A 22,220-nucleotide genomic window follows, 5' to 3' on the forward strand; every position below is an offset into this window, starting at 1 on the left:
ACTACTCTTTGGAGACCACCGGTATTTAGAACCGGTGGTTCCCTTGTTATCACCTGTCTACACTCCTGCTTATTGATTTGACAGCCTTTCTATCTCCGATGCAGGGAGGGCCTTGTTGTAGATGCGCACATCATCGATCAGGCTTTGGTCAGAGAGGTGTCCCCATTCATTGAAGCGGGGTGCACCCGAGCCGATCGACATGATGTCGCAACCATTCCAGCTGATACCGGTGAAGTTGGACGCAGCCACCTCCACCCCTGCCATGTAAAAGGAGGCTTTGTCGGGTGACAGCACCAGGGCGACATGAACCCATCCGGCCGTTGCCGGATCCAGGTCAGCCTTTGTCCCACCGTCTAGCCAGCTGTCTGCCGTACCATTTCCGACATTGGCTTTCACCCGCTGTTTGCCTCCCGCATTTTCACGGAAGATACGGATGCCGGCAGTGCGGTTGTTTTGCGCATTGGCTGGTTTTCCCTCATGCGGAGGGCCGATCACCAGGATGCCTGCCCGGTCGGGGGTGCCGTTCACCTTGTACCAGAAGGTGAAAGTCATGGAACTGCCGAGCGGTGCCGCCATGTTGGCCACGTCAAAGGTGAGGTAGCTGTTGACAGCGCCGGCATAAGCCTTGCCGCTCTTGCCGTCTGTAAAGGTGGGTGTGCCCACTACAGCGGCTTCCATCAGGCTTTGGTAATCCTCCAGATCCTCATCGAAAGAGAGGTAGAACATCTGACCGTCCGCACCGATGGGAGGTGGCGTGGGCTGTTCGGGGAAGTCGAATGGGGGGTTCTGTCCCAGGTCCTGAAAGCAGGAGGTGAAGATGACCCCTGTCATCATCAGAATTAGGAGATATGCTGTTTTCTTCATAGCGATCATTGTGTTAATAGTTAGGATTCTGTACCAGTACACCGTTTGATTTGTCAACCTCGTTCTGTGGCAAGGGAAGCAGTTCATGTTTCTCCTGATAACCGGTCTTGCCGGCAGCATGCAGCACCTCTTGGGCGATGCCCCAGCGTACCAGGTCGTAGAATCGGTCGAACTCCATGCCCAGCTCCACCCGACGCTCGTGGCGGATGGCATCGCGCATCTCTGCCTGGTTAGTTGTGGTCACTTTGGGTAGTAGGGATGCATTTGTGCCGCGCGCTCTCGCCCTGACCATTTCAAGATGATCTGACGCTTCTCCGGTACTTCCCAGTTCATTGGCAGCTTCGGCCGCCATCAGCACCACGTCGGCGTAACGTATCAGCCGGATGTTATACCAGTACCCTCCCTTTGTATAGGTGGCCCGCAGGCTGGGGTTGGTATAGGCTTTCTTGTTGTAGTACTTGTTGATCACATCGGCGTTGGAGATAGGTTTCTCACCGTAGGGTTGATTCGCCGGGATGGAAGAGGGATCACCTCCCGTCTTGATAAAATAGAGCAGTGTCTCGTTTCTTCGGGGGTCTCCCTCCTCAAAAGCGTCTGCCAGAAACTCCGTAGGGGTGTGCCACCCCCATCCAAGATTCCATTCGCCAGCACCTCTTACACCCTGCACCTGTGCAAACTGGCTGCCGATGTCGTTGGAGCCGGGTTGAGAGGCAGTGGCGGTACATTGCAGTTCGAATACAGACTCGCTGCTGTTCTCTCCCGTCTCGCGGAAGATTTGGTTGTAGGGGGTATTGAGGTTGTAGAGTCCAGATTGGATCACCTCCATCGCTGCGGTGTGCATGTTGTTCCAATCGTTTCTCATCATGTAGGTGCGCGCATGAAGTGCCCTTGCGGCACCCCAGGTGAGGCGGCCGGTGTATACTGGTGGCCAGCTCTGCGGCAGATGGGCCTCTGCTGTCTCCAGGTCAGCGTCGATCAGTGCATAGATTTCAGCGGCGGGTGATTTGGGGATGTTGGCCTCTTCGGCATTCACAATTCGGAAATCGATCTTGGGTACATCGCCGAAGGCTCGTACCAGGTTGAAGAAGGCAAACGCACGGAAGAAGTGGGCTTCCGATCGGTTAATCAGGTCACCCTCAGAGAGGACTCCCTTTTCTGCTTCACTCATTGCAATATCGTCGAGGATCTTGTTGGCCAGGATGATGATCTCGTAGTTAGCAGTCCAGTAGGAGCCGATCAGGCCGTTGGTGGCGATGTATTCGAAGTCGTCGAACATCCTGCCGTGTGCGGCACCGTCGGAGGCGGTGCTCCCTTTTTCGGCATCCTCGGAGCGGAAGGAGTGGATGGCGAGGGCAGTGGTACCAGAAGTGACGTGGTAACCGCGTAGTTTTGCATAGAGGGTGAAGATGTCGGACTGGAAAGAACCGCCGCTACCCTCATCGCCTTCTACCCATTCGCCCTGTGGCTTTTGGTCCAGGAGGTCGGAACAGCCACCAAGGGCTAGAGAGTAAATTGCTGCAAAGATGAGCCAAATATATATCTTGTTCAGTTTCATAATGCTGTCAGTTTAAAAAGTTAAGTTCAGACCAAAGGTATAGATCATCGGCATGGGATAGGTGCCGCCATCGATTCCGAAAGCGAGTGCAGAGCCGCCAATCTCGGGGGTATAGCCTGTATTGCGTGTCCAGGTCTTCAGATTCTGCACGTTGGCGAAGAGCCGTAGCGACTTGAGGTATACCCTCTGCAATAATTCAGTTTCAAAGGTGTAGCCCAGCTGAACGTTGCGGATGCGGAAGAAACTGCCATCCTCGATGAAGTAGTTGGAGTTGATCAGGTTGATGGAGCGGGAAGGGTTGAGTATTGGCTCCCAGTTGGAGGTTCCTTCGCCGTTCCAGCGATCCATACGATTGGTCAGGTAGTTGAGCTGTGCGTAGGTGGGGTCATCCCATGTGCGGTAGATTTCATTTCCGTAGACCCCCATCATCTCGACATCGAAGTCGAAGTTGTGGTAGTCCAGGTTGAGGCTGAGGCCATAGGAGAAGTCGGGTGTCGGGTTGCCGATCATGGTGCGGTCCTCCTGTGTGATGGCACCATCTCTGTTTATATCCTCGAACTTGAGGTCGCCCGGTGCGACACTCCCCACGCTGTTGGGGTAGTAGGTCTTCACATCCTCCCTGTTCTGGTAGACACCAGCCACTTTGTATCCGAAGAAGTGTCCCACGGGATAACCTTCCAGTGAACGGGATATGCCGCCCGAGGCGAAGATGGCATCCTCTGGACCACGGCCGAGTGAGAGCACCTTGTTATCAATGGTGGTGAAGTTGCCTGCAAGCGAGTAGGAAAGGCCGTCGCTACCAATCTGGTCGTTCCAGGTGGCGGAGAGTTCGAGACCCCTGTTTCGTATCTCACCCAGGTTCTCCAATGAGTTCTTGGCTCCGGAGAAACCGGCCAGCATCACGATGATGTCGCGAGTGGTTTTGTTGTAGAAAACCGGTTCGATCCGCAGACGGTTGTCGAGAAGGTTGACCTCGACCCCAGCCTCCCAGGCGTATGTCTTCTCCCAATTGAGATCCTGGGGCAGATACTGCACCGAGTAGCCGGTGATGATGTTGTCGCCGAAGACGGCACTGCCGGAGCTTTGCAGGCGGGGGTAGGTGGGGTAGTTATAGCCGCCGGTGTTCTGACTGCCCAGCACACCCCAGGAACCCTTGAACTTCAGGTAGTCGATCAGTGCCAGACCTTTCATGAAATCTTCTTCCGAGGCAACCCAGCCGGCACCGAAGGAGTAGAAGTCATCCCAGGTGTTGCCCACCGAACGAAAGACTGAAGCACCATCTCGCCGGTAGGAGGCGTTGAAGAGGTATCGGTTCTGAAAGTTGTAGAGCCCCCTCAATAAGTAGGACATGGTGAACCGCTTGTACTGACTCCCACTGTTTGACATCGATTTGTTCGAAAGGGAAGAGATCCACCACTTGTCGGTGTCATCGCTTGGAACTGAGAAGATGATCTCTTCGATATTCTGGCTGCGCGAACCGCCCAGAGAGGAGTATTCGGTGAAGTTGGTTGTAACACCGGCGGTGGCGGTCAGGTTGTGATAACCAAAGGAGTTGTTGTAGGTGAGGATGTAGTCACTCTGTGCCACGGTCCGGGTCGATTTCGACTGTGATACCGACTCACTCGTGGTGAGGTTTTCCGCCCCCTCTATGTCGGGGTTGTAGACCGTGATGATGGGGCTGAGGCTGCGGGATTCGTTCACTGCATAGTCGAGCGAGAAGGTGCTCTTGAAGCTGAAATGTTCCAGGAAGTCCACCTCCCCGTAGATGTTTCCCGCCGCACGGTGGTTCTGTGCTTGGGCATGGTTGGCCCTAGCCTCCACCTCGATCAGGGGATTCCAGACCTGTGCCCTTTGAAAATCGGGAAGAGTGTGAATAAGACCTTCAGTTGCGTCATAAAGCGGAGCGATGGGAGCTGCCCTGATGGCACCGCTCACTCCCTTGGCGTCGGTGGGGTTGGTCCTGGATGCGTTCACCTGATAGCCGAAGCGTAGTGCTTCACTTACGCTGTACTCGCTGCTCAGGTTGAGTGTCAACCGCGAGTATTTCTCATATTTAATGTTACCCTCCTCGGAAGTGTAGCCGATACCGAGGTAGAAGCGGTTTTTCTCACCTGAACCGGTGATGCTGACATTGTTATTGGTGAGGAATCCCTGCTGGAAGATCACATCCTGCCAGTTGGTGTCTGCTTGCCAGTCACTGTAATCGAAGCTGGATAGTCCCTGGTTAACACGCTGTTCGTCATACAACTCGCGAAACTGAGCCGCGTTGGCCATCGGCATCATGTGGGTCACTTCCTTGAAGCCGAGTGAACTGTTGAAGTTGACCACTGTCTGGCCCCGTTTAGCCCTTTTCGTGTTGACGATGATCACCCCGTTGGCTCCCCGGACACCGAAAATAGCAAGCGAGGAGGGGTCTTTCAGGATCTCCATTGACTCTATATCAGCAGGGTTGAGGTAGTTGATGTTGTCGGAGAAGAGTCCGTCCACCACGTAGAGCGGGGAGTAACCGTTGATGGAGTTGGTACCGCGGATACGGACTTCCGGGTCCTGTCCGGCACGGCCACTGTTAACGATTTGAACACCGGCCACCTTACCCTGCACGGAAGATAGGAGGTTGGTGGTTGGCCTGTTGGCGATCTCCTCGGCACTTACGCTGACGATAGATCCGGTCAGGTCACGTTTCTTGGCACTGCCGTAACCGATCACCACCACCTCTTCCAGTGCCTGCACATCTTCGTTCATCACCACGTTGATGGTAGTGCGGCCGTTGAGGGGTTCTTCTACCGAGAGCATACCGATGTAACTGTACTGAATGGTTGCGTTGGAAGGCACGTTCTCAAGGGTGTAGTTCCCGTCATAATCGGTCACGGTACCGATTGTAGTGCCTTTTACCAATACGGTGACACCGATTGCCGGATCACCGGTTGCTCCTTCCGTCACCATACCGGTAACCGTTACGGTCTGTTGTGCGGACAACAGGAAAGTGAACAACAGCAGATGCAGAATGATTGCGATTTTCAATTTCATAGATTCATATTTTACTTGTTCATAAATGGCAGATGAAGCAAAGGAAATATATGAATCTGATCAGGTAAAATAATAAACCTCGTTAAAGATACGTTATGTTTTATAACATATTTTTAAAGGATACTTTTTTACTACACTTTCAGTATTTAAAATATTTTAAATCAGTATGAATGGCAGTGTGATATTAATAAGTGTACAGTATCCATTTATTGGAATTTAATCATGAATTCCACCAGATTGTCAGCTTCTGAAAGGGTTAGTTTCTTGCGTAACCGATAGCGGGCAGCTTCCACACCCCGGATGGAAATGTTCAACATCTTCCCGATTTCCTTTGAAGAGTAGTTCAGTCTAAGTAGGGCACACAGTTTTAGATCGGAGGGTGTGAGCAAAGGATATCGTTCCTTCAGTTTGCGGAAGAAGTTCTCGTGAATCAGGTCGAAGGTATCCTGAAACTGGTTCCATTCATCTTCATCGGAGAGGCCATTGTTGATCATGGACAACAGTTCGTTCCCTTCGTTACGTTTGAGTTTGCCGTTCAGTATGAGAGATTGAATGGTGCTGCGCATATTTTTCAGAAACTCGGTATGGTTGATGATCATCATGGTGGCGCTAGCCAACTCCTTACTCTTGTGTGTCAGTTCAGCCTCAAGTTTTTCATTGCGTAACCGGGTGATCTCTCTCTCCTGTTTCTCCAGCTGTGCCAGTCGACGGTTCTCCTGTTCGACAAAGAGCTGGTTTTTCTTCTTTATGATACGGCGTACGCGGTTGCCGATGAGTAGTCCGCTTGCCAGAATGATCAACAGGATATAGAGAAGTGTGGCCCACCATGTTTTGTACCATGGGTTTTTTATACGGAATGCAAAGGTAACCTCTGACAACACTTCTTCCCTATCATCCAGTACCCTCGCTCTGAGTCTATAATCATTGGGAGGTAGATTGTTGTAGGTCACAGCAAGATCTCCGGCTACGGGAACCCAACGATTGTCATATCCCTCAAGGATGGATTCCACCAGCAGGGGTTTACGGGTGAATTCAGGAAAGACAAGCTGAAAGGAGAGATTGTTGTGTCGGTAGGCGATCACCTCTTTAGTCTTTGTGTTCAGATCTTGGTTCTCTCTCCATTCGCGGTCATGGCTCATGGCAGAAGCAATTCTCAGATTGCTGATAGACAACGCTCCTGTTTGCTGACCTATAAGGTATTTTCCGATGCCGCCATTCAGAGAAAAATATGAAACTGTATCATTCACGATGAAAATGTCTGCCCGTCCCTCATTGGGAGGGTTGTTGAGGATTCCGTAAGGGATTCTGTCCCTGAGGCGAAAGTGATCAGCGGTGTATTCCACCAGCGCATACTCTTTGTTGCGGATAAACCAGAATAAATGATCATTCTGGGGAACGATGCGATAGGTGTCGGCAAATTCCGGAAGATCTTGGTTCAGAGGTTCAAAGGGGATGATTTTACGGCTGATGTCATCGTAGGTATAAAATAGCTTTCCATCTGCAAAGAGTACTCTTCCTTTCAATTTCATCACTTTTACGGGACGATATGGCTCATTCAGGGCGGTATCGAACGTGAGGAAGTTCTCAATTTCTGTAACCTTATCCAGATCGGAGGATAGCTTCAATCGATAAACACCTTTGTACATGTGGCCGGCCCAGATGTTGCCGGTATGATCAATTTCGATGTTACGGATCAGGTCGGAAAAACCTTTCACCTGGTGACTGAACTGCCAATTGCCAGATGGGTCCTGGTCATATACATAAAGTGCTGTGTAGGACGATTGAAGCAAGTGGTTTTCCCCGTTCAGGATTATCTGTTTCATATCCAATCCACCGGTACGTGCTTGCGGAATATCAACTAAACGTTCCTTTTCCAGCAACGATGTGCCTAGGTTGTGTCCCACAAATAACTGACGGTTGAATTGTTCAATAAACCACGACTGGGTGTCAAAATGGGCATAACGTCTGAAGTTCCTTTCCTCTTTGGAGTAAGTGTAGATTCCCTGGTTTGTTGCCAAAAATAGTGAGTGATCGTTCTCGAGGATATCCTCCACCAATCCAATCTGGATGTCGGAAGGCTCAAAAAAGGAGTAAGGGGAGTGGGAAAGAAAATGGGCTATGCCGTTGTCCAGCGCTGCCCATATATTTTGTTCTCGATCGCTGAAAAGTGAGAGCACTGTGTTGTTGTGCAGTCCATTGTTACGATTGATGTGCCATCGCTCTTCACCCTTGTGGTTTAATGCAAAAAGACCGTCGTTCAGGGTCCCTATCACGATCAGTGAATCACCATTCAGGGTTGCTCGGTTGACCACTCCCTCCCTCAGCCGTTTGTCAGCTGTTGTTGGCCATGGCTGGAGTGTTTCAAGGTCGTTGCCGAGATGGAAGATCCCGTTTTTTTCCGTTACCAGCAGCTGCTCTTCACCCAGAGGAAGGACTGCCACAACATTGTCGTTATTGAGTTGCTTGCGGGTGAACAGTTCCCTGAAATGTTCTCCGTCAAACAGGGTGAAGTGGTTGTTGATCAACTGTGCGAACAGGTTGTCCCCAACCGGAAAAAAATAGAGAACGCCGGGATAGGGTTTATGGGTTTTGATGGAGTTTTCTTCCAGGACAAAGAATGCAGAAAATGATTGAAAGTAGATCTTCCCCCTGTGTTGACAGATTTTCCATATCTCGTCGTTGTGGAATTGATAATCCTTCACCCGTTTCCTGAGTGAGTGGTAGATGAGCCGGTTGTAGCGATCCCGTTCAAAATATCCAAATTCCTCGAACGATCCCACATAGATGCGATTGGGGTGTTGATTAAAATCGATAAATATCGATTTCACAGCCAGATTGTTGGGGAGCTTGTGGAGGTTCCAGTTTACACCGTCAAAGCTGAGCAGTCCGTTGTTGTTACCGAAATAGATTACACCCTCCTGATCCTGTGCGATGGACCAGTTTTGATTCCCTGCCTTATAGTGCGCAGTGGTGTAGTTGTATACAGGAGGAATGAATGGTATTTCGAGCGAATAACCCTTCCATGGGAAGAGTGAGCATATGAGGGTGAAAAAGATCCCGGAGAAATTGACGATTGGCATTTTTTTTCTCATAAAGTCGGGAATGGGTTTGTAGAATGGGTCAACTCTGCTTTTTTTCCAGCAACTGTTCGATCTCTGCTTCACTGAGCACTTTCACATTGGTGAAGATAAACCTGGTGTCGAGGAAGTTGCCGTACTGATTGCACTCCTGCACTGCAGCAGTCAAGTTTGTATGGATATCTCTTTCAAATGATAAGAGCATGAGGATGGAGAAATAGTTGTCTTTGATCTCAAATTTCTCAATCACCACTTCAGCCTGCTGTAGCTGAAATGTGAATTCTCTTTCCACAATCTCCCTCTGCAGGGAGGTGAGTGTCTCTTTGTTGTGGGTTGTGAAGAGTGAAAAGAAACGTAGCTTCTTATCCAGTCCCCCCAGTCCGGAGGAGATATAAACCTGCTGTTTCCCGGAGAGATCGGAACTCAATATGATTCGGCTGCTCACCAGCGCCATGGCCGACCAGTGTGCCAGTTCGGGCTCGGCAGGACTACTGTGATAGGTCTCAATGGCACGGTATGCTCCTACGTCTGGGATGGATGCCAACAGTGTCAGACATCTTTTTTTCCGTTCTGCCGGTATGTCGGGTGTGAAGAGGATAGCGATCTCATCATCCCGTACGAAAGGCTTGTTTTCCTCGCGTAGCTGGTCGAAATAACGGAAATAGGCCATCTGTTCCTCAATGGGTACAAGCTCCTCCAGGATATGAAAAGAGTCTATACCCTGTTCGTTGAGGGACTGTCTCAACTTGGCCAAAAGATCTTCCTGACTGCTCATCTGACAAAGATAGTTTTTTTTGTAAATTTAGCCTCTCTTCTTCGTCAAAAGATAATAGAAGAGTGGCTTCTTAATCCTTAAATTTCATCAAACAGGCCAAATATCTCACCAGAAATGTATAAATTCGCACAATCAATTTAAAATGTGCCCTCTAATGAGAATCAGGATTGTGAACCAGTCGAAACACCCTTTGCCCGCCTATGCCACCGCGCTCGCCGCAGGGATGGATTTACGGGCCAATATTGATGAGCCATTGATGCTGAAGCCTCTGGAGCGAATCCTCGTGCCTACTGGTCTCTATCTGCAATTACCGGAGGGCTATGAAGCCCAACTTCGTCCCCGCAGCGGGTTGGCTCTCCGTCATGGCATCACACTGCTCAACAGTCCCGGCACCATTGATGCCGATTACCGGGGCGAGATTGGGGTGATTCTGGTGAATCTCTCCGATGAACCTTTCACCATCCTGGATGGTGAACGCATTTGTCAGATGGTGGTGGCACAGCACTCCCGCATAGAGTGGGAACCGGTAGCGTCACTCAGCGAGACAGGACGTGGCGACGGTGGATTTGGACATACCGGAAAAAAGTAACAATCGATTCACATGCACAACAGATATACGAGACAAATTTTTCTGATACTGTCGTTCTTGCTCTTCTGCCCAATCGGCTCCATTGCCACTGAAGTGTCACTTACGCAGGAAGAGAGGCGGAAATTTGATCATTTCTTTTACGAGGCATTGAACGCCAAGGCCCAGGGCAAGTACGACGAAGCGATGGATCTTTTTCGCTACTGCCATGCCCTCGACTCCACCAATGCCAATGTCCTGGTGGAACTGGGTACTTTTTACAATGTCTTGCAGGAGAAAGACAAAGCACTCACATACCTGCAGAAAGCAGTCACTCATGATCCCTCGAACTACTATTACAACATGATGCTGGCAGGGCTCAGCAAGGAACTGGACCGTAAGCAGGATGTGGTTGATATCTATGCCGCGATGCATGAACGCTACCCCGACAAGCAGGAGTTGCTCTACGAGTTGGCGTCGGCACATGCCGACAATGGCGAACTACAGCAGGCAATCGATATGCTGGACCAGCTGGAGAAAAGCACCGGCATCATCGAGACGGTTACCATGAGCAAGTTTCGATACTACTCGATGTTGGAACAAAAGGAGGAAGCATTTGAAGAGATAGAGCAGATTATCGAAAAGAATCCCTCCAACCCCGCCTATCTGGTACTAATGGGAGATCTCTACATGGAGGACAATCAGTCTGAAAAAGCATGGGAATATTATGAACGGGCTTACAAGGTTGACTCTTCATTTCCGGCACTCATTCTTTCCAGGATCAACTATTACGAAAAGCACAACCGAAAAAGGGAGGCACAAGAGGAGCTGGAAACGGCAATCACCGGCAGTTCAATGGATGCAGAAACGAAGGTACAACTGCTTACCCGGTATCTTGGTATCCTTCAGCAGGAGCAACAGGATTTGTCCCAGGCCAATCCTCTTTTCGAGTCTCTCTTCAAGCAATATCCCAACTATTCGCGCCTGAGGATGATTTACGGAAATGTCCTGATGATGCAGAATGATAAAAAAGGGGCTATGAAGCAGTTTCGGGAATATATCACTGAGCAACCGGACGATCCGGCCGGATATGAGCAGATCATACGCATCGCTTTACCCGAGGAGGATATGGAGACGCTCAAATCAATCACCGAGGAGGGAATCAAAAATATTCCACAAGAGCCTCAGTTCTATTTTTACCTTGGTGCGGCCCATTATCAGGAAGAAAACCATGAAGAGGCCCTTCGTGTTTTCAAAGAGGGGCTGGAACATGCTGTGATTGAGAATCCCCTGCTTGAGTCAGACTTTTATGGACAAATAGGTGATCTCAATTTTTTTCTTGGACGCAAGGAGGAGGCATTTGAGAACTATGAGAAAGCACTGCAACTCAACCCGCAGAATCTGCCGGTGTTGAACAATTACAGTTACTACCTCTCGCTCGACAAGAGGGATCTCGACAAAGCGGAGATGATGAGTGGCATCACCATCAAAGCCGAACCGATGAATCCCACCTATCTGGATACCTACGGATGGATTCTATACGAACAGGGATCCTACATCATGGCGAAAATTTACCTTGAGAAAGCTGTTGAATACAGCGGGGAGAACCCCTCAGCCGAAGTGCTTGAACATTATGGTGACCTGCTGCATAAAACCGGAGAGAAAGAAAAAGCGGTTGAGCAGTGGATCAGAGCCAAGGAGCTGGGAGGCGATGCTGAAACGCTGGAACGAAAAATCAAGAATATAACCAACCCAACACTATGAAACGTTCGACCAAGAGGATCCTTTTTTTATGTTTCTTATCGGCCACTCTCTTGTTGACAGCCTGTAAATCGCGCCAACAATATATCTATTCAACCACACCGGTTGAAGATAAAGAATACAATGAATTGTTTCATGACATCATTGAGAGTGAATTCTCCTTCCAGACATTCGCTGCCAAAATGAATATGAACCTGACCACCGGTAAACGATCTCTCAGCTCCAAGGCCAATATCCGGATTGTGAAGGATAATGCTTTGCAGATTTCAATACAACCGTTGTTCGGTGTAGAGATGTTTCGTCTCTACATCAATCCTGATACCCTGATTTTACTCGACAGAATGAACAAGCGTTATGTGATGGAGCCAATCGCCGAACTAAAAGCGCAATATCCGGTAGGGTTCGATTTTTATACCATGCAGTCAGTATTCACAAATGCGTTGTTTATCTCGGGCAAAAACGAGGTCGAGCTTGCTGACTACAGGAAGTTCAACTTTACACGCACCTCAGACCACAACTATTACCTCACGGCAAAAGATAAAACCTCGGGCATCGATTATGCTTTCACCGTGAACGGTGACGATCGGATCACCTTCACCCATTTGTTGCAACCGGAAGGTAGTCATTCACTTCAGTGGGGATACAATAATTTCGCACTACTGAATGAGATTAGTTTTCCGCACAAGATGAATATCTCACTCAGTTCAAACAGTAAGAAAGTAGATGCGGAGTTGCTTTTTTCAGATGTGGTGACCAATCTGCCGATTGAACTCACAAAAAGTGTACCGAATGGTTATTCCAGAACTACTATTGGTGAGATCATGAAAATCCTCGCTACAAATTGATGAAACGAGCATGAGAAAAACGGTTGTTCTGTTATCTTTCTTCCTCCTCTTGTCAAGCAGTCTGTTGGCGCAAACCCCTCAGATTGAGCGCTTGCAGCAACAACAGCAGGCCCTGCAGGAGGAGATACGCAATGCCAACCGTCTCTATCTCGATGTGAAGAAACAGACCAGCACCATCTTGGACCGAATCAATCTGATCAATAAACAGATCAATTCCCGGAAGGAACTGATAAGCGTACAGCGTGAAGAGGTGGCTGCATTGCGTAGGGAGGAGACAAGGCTGGAAGAGGAGATTCAACGACTCAACAAGGAGCTGGTTGAGACACAGGACAAATATGCCAATGCGATCCGTGGAATGTTACGCCACAATGTAAGCCAGAACAAACTGCTTTTTATCCTTTCGGGCCGCTCGTTTGGGGAATCGATACGCAGGATGCAATATCTGAAAGATTATTCCCGCTGGCAACAGTCGCAGGCTGAAGAGATCAAAAAACAAAACCGTGCGATAGCCGATAGGAAAGAGCTGCTTACCAAAGCAAGGGCAGACCGGGAGAAGGCGCTCACAACCCTCGAGCAGGAGCAACAGAAACTGCAAAAGGAGGAGCAGTCAAGACAGCAGGAGATCACTGCTGCAAGGGGTAAAGAGCAAGAACTGCAGAAGACGTTGCAGCAGAAACAGCGGCGGGTGAACCAACTGAATGCTCAGATTGAACAGTTAATCGCTGAGGAGGTAGCGCGTCAGGAGCGTGAGGCGGAAGCGCGCCGCAGGGCAGAGCAGGAGGCTTTACGCAAGAAAGCAGCGGCGGAGGCTGAACGGGCAGCACGCCGCAGTAAGGATGAAAGCAAAGAGGAGGCCGCAACCAAGGAGGAAGCTGCAACCAGGGAAGAGCCTGTTCCCAAGAAGGAGGCAGCACCGGAGAAACCTGCAGAGACCGGTCCCAGGATAGAGGCGGGGGGCAGTGCCACTACCGAGACTTTCCGGCTTTCCAAGAATTTTGCTGCCAACAAAGGGAAGCTGCCCATGCCGGTGACGGGAACTGCCTCCATCGTTGGCGGATTCGGTGCCAAGAAGCACAGTGAGTGGAATGTGACCACCAACAGCAATGGTGTCGATATCCAGGCGCAGAAGGGAGCCAGTATCCGTTCAGTGTTCGACGGTGAGGTGTCGAAGGTGTTCTCATTCCCCGGTTCAAACACCTGTGTCATAGTGCGTCATGGTGAATATTACACTTTCTATGCCAACATCTACGATCTCTTTGTGAAACAGGGTGACAGGGTGAAAACAGGCCAGTCGCTGGGACGCATCTATGCCGATCCTGATACCGGCATTGCCACCATGCATTTCCAGTTGTGGCAAAAGACCACCAAGCTCAATCCTTCTCCCTGGCTCAGCAGATAAAAACCACAACACTATAAGTTAACGTTATGTCACTCAAGCTTCGACTCATCATCATGAACTTCCTCCAGTTTGCCGTCTGGGGGGCCTATCTCACTTCGATGTCCCGTTATCTGGGGCCTGCCGGTATGGGGGCACACATCGGCATCTTCTATTCCGTACAGGGACTCGTTTCCATTTTCATGCCGGCCATCATGGGCATCATCGCCGACCGTTGGGTGCCGGCACAGAAGCTGCTGGGTGCATCGCACTTGCTGGCCGCAATCTTCATGATATCTGCAGGCATTTATGGTCTGCAAGCCGGGCCCGATGTCTCATTCTCCATCCTCTTCACACTCTACACGTTGAGTGTCGCTTTTTACATGCCCACGCTGGCACTCTCCAACTCTGTAGCCTACACCATCCTGGAGCGGGGTGGCATGGATACGGTCAAGGCATTTCCTCCCATTCGCGTATTTGGCACCGTGGGATTTATCTTCACCATGTGGTTTGTCGATCTTGTGGGCTACCAGACTTCATCGATGCAGTTCGTGGTGAGTGCCGTAATCGGCCTGATGCTGGGACTCTACTCCTTTACCCTTCCCAATTGCCCAATCAGTACCGACACCACAGACAAGACACTGGCCCAGGCGCTTGGCCTGGATGCCTTCAAGCTGTTCAAACAGCGTAAGATGGCACTTTTCTTCATCTTCTCCATGTTGCTGGGTGTATCCCTGCAGATCACCAACGGTTTTGCCAATCCCTTTATCGCCAGTTTCGAGGCAAACCCAATTTTTGCCGATACCTTCGGTGTGCAACATTCAAACATGCTGATCTCCCTGTCACAGATATCAGAAGCACTCTGCATTCTGTTGATCCCATTTTTCCTGCGGCGTTATGGCATCAAACGGGTGATGATCATTGCCATGCTGGCCTGGGTGATGCGCTTCGGATTCTTCGGACTGGGTAATCCCGGTAGTGGTGTCTGGCTCCTTGTGTTATCCATGCTGGTTTACGGTGTTGCTTTCGATTTTTTCAATGTCTCCGGCTCGCTCTTTGTGGATAAGGAAACCCCTCACCACATCCGTTCCAGCGCACAGGGAATGTTCATGCTGATGACCAATGGCATCGGTGCCACCATCGGCACGCTTGGGGCCCAATGGGTCGTGAATCAGTTTACTTCCTGGCAGGAGGTGATGGTGGGAGGTGAAACTAAATCGCTGATGCTGGGCGAGTGGTCCTCTGTCTGGTTTATCTTCGCAGGCTATGCCTTGCTGGTTACCATCTTCTTTGCCATACTCTTCCGTTACAAACACGAACGAACTCATTCATAAATAATTCCAGTTTCACCTGTTGATCATATTGGTTTTGCGAATTTTTGTTTGTTGAACTTGAATGATTAATATTACTGAAAATAAATTGTAATACATGGAACGCATTTTATCGATCGCATTGGGGATTCTCTTGTTTGTCTCCTGCACATCTACAGGCATTGAAAAAACAGATCATGGGATCATTGTCCATTTACAACCGGAAAACAGCAGGGGGGTACGCAACATCCGGCTGCAGGTCGTCAACGAAAAGATTATTCATGTTTCTGCCACCAGCGAGAAAAGCTTTTCAACGGAGAAAAGTCTGATCACCAAACCGGGACTGACCTATTCGGACAAATTCACGGTTGAAGAGAAAGAGGATAGGGTCATCCTCTCCACCGATTCCCTCGATGCAGTCGTTCTACTGGAAACAGGAGAAATCGCTTTTCTGAACAAAAAAGGAGAATCCATCCTGCAGGAACTAAAAGGTGGCGGGAAAACGCTGACCCCCATCGAAGTGGAAGGGACCAAGGGCTATACAATTCACCAGTTGTTCGAGTCGCCCAATGATGAGGCCTTCTACGGATTGGGACAACATCAGGCCGATGATTTTAATTATAAGGGTAAAAATGAGTCGCTGTTTCAGTACAATACCAAAGTATCGGTGCCCTTCGTCGTCTCCAACAAAAATTACGGAATCGTATGGGATAATTATTCGTTGAGCAAGTTTGGCGATGTACGTGATTATGCCGATCTCGATCAGTTCAGGCTTTACGGCAGCGACGGTTCGGAGGGAGGACTTACGGCTGTCTATGCGAAAAAGGATGATCCCTCAGTGATGATTGAACGGAAAGAGACAAAACTCGATTATCAGTTTATGTCGTTGCTGCACAATTTTCCGGAGAATTTCGACCTGAACGACTCGCGGGTGGTCTGGAGCGGTGAGATAGAAGTGCCTGAAAGCGGTTTATACCGTTTCTTCCTCCATTATGCCGGTTACACAAAGGTTTTCCTCAACAACGAACCGGTGGTGGAGGAGCGTTGGCGTACCGCCTGGAATCCCAACAGTTTTAAGTTTGACTATCCGCTTCAAAAAGGAGAAAGAGTCCCCCTGCGTATCGAGTGGGAGCCCGATGGGGATGTCTCCTATATCGCGTTGAAAGCATTGAGCCCTGTTCCGGATGAGTTGCAGAACAAACTATCGCTTTGGAGTGAGATGGGCAATGGAATCGATTACTATTTCGTGGCGGGTAACAGCATGGATGATGTGATCAGCGGATACAGAACCCTCACCGGGAAATCACAGATCATGCCCAAATGGGTAATGGGTTTCTGGCAAAGCCGCGAACGATATAAAACGCAGGATGAGATTGTGGGCACACTCGCCGAATTCAGGAAAAGAGAAATACCGATCGACAACATCGTACAGGACTGGAGCTATTGGCCCGAAAAGGAGTGGGGCAGCCACAAGTTCGACACGACCCGATTCCCCGACCCTCAGGGAATGGTAGACCGAATCCATGCAATGAATGCCCGGATCATGATTTCCGTGTGGCCTAAATTTTATGTGGGTACCGATCATTACAAGGAGTTCGACAAAAATGGGTGGATGTATCAGCAAGCGGTGAAAGACAGCATCCGCGATTGGATCGGAGAGGGTTACATCGGCTCGTTCTATGATGCCTATTCCGAGGGTGCCCGCCAACTATTCTGGGAACAGCTCGAAGAAAATCTCTATTCCTACGGTGTGGATGCCTGGTGGATGGATGCTTCCGAGCCCAACATACAGGACAATACCGACATGGATTACCGGAAGAAACTGTGTGGCCCCACAGCGTTAGGACCCTCCACGAAGTATTTCAATGCCTATGCCCTGGTCAATGCCGAAGGTATTTATGAAGGACAGCGGGGCGTCAATCCCGATGAACGGGTGTTTCTGTTGACGCGATCAGGCTTTACCGGAATCCAGCGCTATTCAACCGCTGTCTGGAGCGGCGATATCGGTACCCGGTGGGAAGATATGAAAGCACAGATCTCTGCCGGACTCAACTTTGCCTTGTCTGGGATCCCCTACTGGACAATGGATATCGGCGGTTTTTGTGTCGAAAAACGATACGAGCAGGCACAACGTATCTACGATGCTACCGGTGTGGAAAATGAGGATCTCAAGGAGTGGCGTGAGCTGAACAGTCGCTGGACCCAGTTCGGTGCTTTTGTGCCGTTGTTCCGCTCCCATGGACAGTTCCCATACAGAGAGCTGTTTAATCTCGCGCCGGAAGATCATCCCGCCTACCAATCCATGCTCTACTACACGAAACTCCGATACCGGCTGATGCCCTATATCTATTCGATGGCCGGGATGACCTATTTCAACGATTACACCATGATGCGTGCCCTGGTGATGGATTTCGGTAAAGATCCGAAAGTAAATGACATCGGTGACCAGTATATGTTTGGCGATGCACTGATGGTTTGTCCGGTCTACACCTACCAGGCCACTGACCGGGAAGTCTATTTCCCCACAACCACAGGCTGGTATGATTTCTATACCGGAGCATTTGTGGAGGGGGGCCAAAAAATAAGGGTCGAAGCTCCCTACAGCCGCATGCCACTTTTCGTGAAAGAGGGAGCGATTGTTCCGTTTGGACCGGAGATTCAGTACAGCGACGAGAAAAAGCCGGAACAGATCACCCTTTATCTCTATGCCGGTAAGAACGGAAAATTCACGCTCTACGAAGACGAAGGGGTGAACTACAACTACGAGCAAGGAGCCTATACCACCATCGACTTCAATTATAACGATGCCTCCCGCACACTTGAAATTGGAGAGCGGCAGGGGTCGTTCGACGGCATGTTGCAGGAGCGCACTTTCCAACTTGTCTATGTCGATAAAAACAGACCTCAGGGTGTAAACCCCGATGCGACGGGAATCGAAGTGGTCTACACCGGTCAGCCACAAACAATCAAGTTAGGGGAATGACAAACAGCTAAGTAGAGTTCCAAAAAAAGAGGCCGTTTCAATATATAAATGAGATGGCTTTTTTTTATCCCACCCACTAAGATTCGCCTTATATGGCTTTTTACTGCGTATCAATTCAGTCGTAACTGACTCTAATCTGGTTCGAATCTATTAGAACCAGATTAGAACCATATTAGAACGAGATTAGAACGAGATTAGAACCTGTAACGAAGAAGGTAGGCTGTCTCTTCCTGAAATAGGGCTACTCAAACTGTAACGTATAAACACAAAAAGGCCATCTCATGTTGAATGATGAGACGGCCTCTTTTATTAGTTGGTCTTGTCGGATCACTCTATGATCCAACGCCCTTTAGGGAATCATGATGATGGTTTTCAGGTTGCCCTGCTTGAGCAGTTCAGCAGTGAACTCCTGTACATCTTTCGGTGTCATGGCGTTGACGGCATCAATGTAACCTGTGTGCATGTCTTCTCCGTAGAAGTAGAGCTGATCCAGGATGTTTGTCCAGTAACGGTTCTCCTTCAGGTTCTCGTTGAAGCTCTTGTTCATGTATTCCTTCACCTTGATGAAGTCCGATTCACGGGGACCATTGGCTGCAATCCCTTCCAGTTCCTTCAGGATGATGGCATTCAGGTGATCTTTCTTTTCGGGATCGGTATCGAACATGATCTGGAGCACGGTCTGTCCCTCCGGGTAACGGGAAATGGCTCCCGCTGAGGAGACACCATAGGTGCCACCTTCTTCTTCCCGAACCTTTTCGGTGTAGACGATGTCGAGAATCTGGTCGAACATGCTCATCAGGATCTGGTTCTTCATGTTACGCTCCATGTTGCCGGTAACAGCATTGAAGACAGAAGCCTTCGGGTTCTGCATCTCCCGATTGAAAACATTCTCTGTTTTGCCCTCGTTGAATGACATTGGCACCTTGATAAACTCACCCTTCACTGCATCACCCGGCAGCGAGGCCAGATACTGTTCCACAACGGGACGAACTTTTTCGGCATCTACATTGCCAACAAAGGTGAAGGTGAAGCTACCCGGATTGCGGAACTGCTGTTTGAACATTTCCATGATACGGTCGTAATCAACCTTGGCGAGATCAGATAACTTGATTCTGTTTGTCAGCGGGTTGTTGCCGTAGATGGCATGGTTGATGCTGTCACTGAAGGCCACCATCGGTTCTGCCTCCTGGTTTTTGAGCTGTGTCTCCATCCGCTGAATGAAAGACTTGAAGGCATCAGCGTCTTTACGCGGTGCAGTGAAGTAGAGGTAAACCAACTGCAGCATGGTTTCGAAATCTTTGATGGATGAAGAACCGTTGAAGTCCTGCGTGGTAAGGCTGATGCTGGGACGCACTGTCGCTGTTTTACCGGCCAGCACCTTCGGCAGATCGGTGGCACTGAAATTACCCACACCGCCAAGGTTCATCACGGAGCCCATGATACGGCTGTTGATGGGGTCCTGTACCGCATATTGGGAGTATCCCCCCGTGCTGGTAGCAGTCATCAATATTTCATCATCCTTGAAGTCGGTGTTCTTCAGGATCACTTTTATACCGTTCTGCAGGGTCCAGATGGTGGCATCCATCGCTTCGTTTTGTTCTTCTTTCACTATCTTACCGGGTGTGGGAGGCGTGGCGATCAACGGTTCATCAATCACCTGTTCCGCGTATGCTTCAATCTCTTCCGCTTTCACGCTGCTAACCACCGCGAGCAATTCTTCTTCAGAGGGGTATGACAGTCCCTCCTTCTCCGGACCCGTGACGGCAATCACGATGTTTTCATCGGTGATCAGCTGCTGCAGGGTCATGTTGATTGCTTCCACAGGGATGTTGGGGACGAGTGCCTGCATGAACTGGTATTCGAATTCGATGCCCGGTATTGGCTCCCCATCAGTGAATGCGCGCACGTACTCTTGAGAGTAGGAGGAGTTTCGTTGTTTGTCGCGGTTGTTATAGCTGTTTTCGATGCTTTTGAGGATGTTGGTGCGAGCCACTTCATATTCAGAAGCAGTGAAGCCAAATTTCTTCACCCTTTCAGTCTCGCGTATCATCGCTGCCAGCGCGTCGTCAATCTTATCCTCCGCACTCTGGGCCACAACCGTCCAGGCGTCCTTCGTCTTGGCTACGAAATAGTCATCGTCGTAGGCATAGGCCGTTGTGAAGGGTGCATCAGGCTTCTGCGTGATCTCCTCGAAACGCTGGTTCATCATGGAGGATGCAGCATTCAGAAGATAGGTGGTAATGTAGCCCATTTGTGTGTTCTTCAGCTCTTCGGGCAGCGGGTCATGCTTGTAGAAAAGCATTAGCTGTGTGCTCCTTGCTTCCTTGTCGGTTGCAAAAGCCACCAGGGGTTCCTTGTTGTCCGGAACGGGGAAGTAGACCCTTTCAGCTCTCTCTTCCTCCAGCTTGATGGGTGAAAAGAGTGCCTTTACCTTCTGCTCCATCTCATCCAGATCGAAATCACCCACAACGATGATCCCCTGAAGATCGGGACGATACCATTTGTGGTAGTAGGCACGTATCTCCTCCGGCTTGAAGTTGTTGATCACGTCGATGCTGCCTATGGGCATTCGGTTGGCATACTTGCTGTCGGGGTACATCTTTGGTAAAAGCTGATCCCACAACCGTTGCTGTGCACCCCCGCGGGTGCGCCACTCTTCGCGGATCACTCCCCGTTCATTTTCCAGCTCTTCCTCTTCCAGCGCGATGGCACTCGACCAGTCGTGAAGCACCAAAAGGGCTGAGTCCACCAGGTTCTGGTTGTTGGTAGGGATGTCGGAGATGTAGTAAACCGTTTCATCGAACGAGGTGTAGGCGTTGATGTTGGTCCCGAACTTGATGCCGTTGTCCTGCAAGTAGTTGAGCATCGCCTTGCCGGGGAAGTTCTTGGTGCCGTTGAAGGCCATGTGTTCCAGGAAGTGTGCCAGACCTGCCTGGCTGTCTTCCTCCTGCATGGAGCCCACTTTCTGTGCGATGTAGAAATCGGCTCTGTTTTCCGGTTGCCCGTTATGCCGGATGTAATAGGTCAGCCCATTCTCCAGCTTTCCTGTTCTCACCTCCGGATCCACAGGAAGGGGAGGATTCTGTTGTGCCGTGGCCGCAAACGTTGCGACAAGCAGCAGCAAGGTAAAAATTCTTCTCATGTTACTTTTTTTTAAAAAATTGATTCTTGTTGAATAGGTGATACACTCATTTTTTGTAGTGAGTTTATTCGCTAAATACGATCTAACACAATTTTAATCAGTTCTTCGGTAGATCCCTTGTAGTTGGCATTCGATTCAAGTGCCACGCGGTTTGCGATGATGGCACAAACCGTCATCGCCTTGTGACCCATCATCTTGCCCAGGCCGGCGACTGCGGAGCTCTCCATCTCGTAGTTGGTGATGCAATGATCCCCGAAACGGAAGGACTCAATCTTCGCATTCAGGTCCGGATCTGCCAACGGCAGACGTACATGCCTTCCTTGTGGACCGTAGAAACCAATTGCTGAGATGGTGACTCCACGGATCATGTCATGACCGATGCGTTCCACCAGCTCTTCGTCAGCACTTACCACATAGGGGGAGCAATGAAAGGGCGACCAGTTGACATGCTTCTGGAAAGCCTCCTCGAAATCCTCTTCCCGTATGGTGTGAGCGTTGGCATAATAGTGAATCAACCCGTCGAAACCGATTGACTTCTCCGAGATGACGTAGGATCCCACGGGACAGTGGGGCTGCATACCTCCCGAAGTGCCCACGCGGACCATTGTGAGTTGTCGGAACTCCTCCTTCACCATGCGGGTGTTAAAGTCGACGTTGGCCAGCGCATCCAGTTCGGTAAGCACGATGTCGATGTTGTCGGTGCCAATGCCGTGCGAGAGTGCCGTGATTCTTTTACCCTTGTAGGTCCCGGTGACGGTATGAAACTCACGGCTGGAGACGTCACATTCGATATGGTCAAAAAAACCGGCAGTCATGGTGACCCTACCGGGGTCTCCCATCATCACGATCTTGTCAGCCAGCTGATCGGGCCGGATGTGCAAATGAAAGGCACTGCCATCGGAGTTGATGATCAGCTCCGATTCGGGAATGATTCTCATAAT

Annotated in this window: 13 protein-coding genes; 6 read left to right on the forward strand and 7 right to left on the reverse strand. The window is 49.9% G+C overall.

Features of this window, described 5'->3' with window-relative positions:
- Positions 1–69: 69 nt before the first annotated feature.
- The 5 genes from JS578_09310 to JS578_09330 form a co-directional block, all read right to left on the reverse strand.
- Positions 70–864, reverse strand: coding sequence for a LamG domain-containing protein (locus JS578_09310; GenBank protein QRX63073.1), 795 nt, complete (start codon positions 862–864; stop codon positions 70–72).
- Positions 865–877: 13 nt separating this feature from the next.
- Positions 878–2,419, reverse strand: coding sequence for a RagB/SusD family nutrient uptake outer membrane protein (locus JS578_09315; GenBank protein ID QRX63074.1), 1,542 nt, complete (start codon positions 2,417–2,419; stop codon positions 878–880).
- A 12-nt stretch (positions 2,420–2,431) separates the two neighbouring features.
- Positions 2,432–5,446 (reverse strand): TonB-dependent receptor, encoded by a 3,015-nt coding sequence (locus JS578_09320; GenBank protein ID QRX63075.1) that lies wholly within the window; start codon positions 5,444–5,446, stop codon positions 2,432–2,434.
- A 206-nt stretch (positions 5,447–5,652) separates the two neighbouring features.
- Entirely contained in the window at positions 5,653–8,538 is a 2,886-nt protein-coding gene (locus tag JS578_09325; protein QRX63076.1) for a hypothetical protein, read from the reverse strand.
- A gap of 28 nt (positions 8,539–8,566) precedes the next feature.
- Positions 8,567–9,298: a hypothetical protein gene (locus tag JS578_09330; GenBank protein ID QRX63077.1), complete on the reverse strand. Its 732-nt coding sequence runs from the start codon at positions 9,296–9,298 to the stop codon at positions 8,567–8,569.
- A 154-nt stretch (positions 9,299–9,452) separates the two neighbouring features.
- Between JS578_09330 and dut the strand changes: the two genes are divergently transcribed.
- From dut to JS578_09360, 6 genes are all read left to right on the forward strand, one after another.
- Positions 9,453–9,887 (forward strand): dUTP diphosphatase, encoded by a 435-nt coding sequence (gene dut / locus JS578_09335; protein ID QRX63078.1) that lies wholly within the window; start codon positions 9,453–9,455, stop codon positions 9,885–9,887.
- Positions 9,888–9,899: 12 nt separating this feature from the next.
- Entirely contained in the window at positions 9,900–11,627 is a 1,728-nt protein-coding gene (locus tag JS578_09340; protein QRX63079.1) for a tetratricopeptide repeat protein, read from the forward strand.
- On the forward strand, positions 11,624–12,469 hold the full coding sequence (locus JS578_09345; GenBank protein ID QRX63080.1) for a DUF4292 domain-containing protein: 846 nt from the start codon (positions 11,624–11,626) through the stop codon (positions 12,467–12,469). The genes JS578_09340 and JS578_09345 overlap by 4 nt, the downstream gene beginning before the upstream one ends.
- A gap of 10 nt (positions 12,470–12,479) precedes the next feature.
- Positions 12,480–13,868, forward strand: a complete 1,389-nt coding sequence (locus JS578_09350; GenBank protein QRX63081.1) for a peptidoglycan DD-metalloendopeptidase family protein — start codon at positions 12,480–12,482, stop codon at positions 13,866–13,868.
- A gap of 26 nt (positions 13,869–13,894) precedes the next feature.
- Entirely contained in the window at positions 13,895–15,178 is a 1,284-nt protein-coding gene (locus tag JS578_09355) for an MFS transporter (GenBank protein ID QRX63082.1), read from the forward strand.
- Between the two features lie 94 nt (positions 15,179–15,272).
- On the forward strand, positions 15,273–18,137 hold the full coding sequence (locus JS578_09360; GenBank protein ID QRX63083.1) for a DUF5110 domain-containing protein: 2,865 nt from the start codon (positions 15,273–15,275) through the stop codon (positions 18,135–18,137).
- A 349-nt stretch (positions 18,138–18,486) separates the two neighbouring features.
- Here the strand turns inward: JS578_09360 and JS578_09365 are convergent, their stop codons facing one another.
- Both JS578_09365 and JS578_09370 read right to left on the reverse strand, forming a co-directional pair.
- Positions 18,487–21,279 carry an insulinase family protein gene (locus JS578_09365; protein ID QRX63084.1) on the reverse strand — a complete coding sequence of 931 codons (2,793 nt, stop codon included), beginning with the start codon at positions 21,277–21,279 and terminating at the stop codon, positions 18,487–18,489.
- Positions 21,280–21,350: 71 nt separating this feature from the next.
- Positions 21,351–22,217 (reverse strand): nucleoside phosphorylase, encoded by an 867-nt coding sequence (locus JS578_09370; GenBank protein ID QRX63085.1) that lies wholly within the window; start codon positions 22,215–22,217, stop codon positions 21,351–21,353.
- Positions 22,218–22,220: the final 3 nt, after the last annotated feature.

The sequence above is a fragment of the Dysgonomonadaceae bacterium zrk40 genome (assembly GCA_016916535.1).
Classification (GTDB): Bacteria; Bacteroidota; Bacteroidia; order Bacteroidales; family Dysgonomonadaceae; genus Proteiniphilum.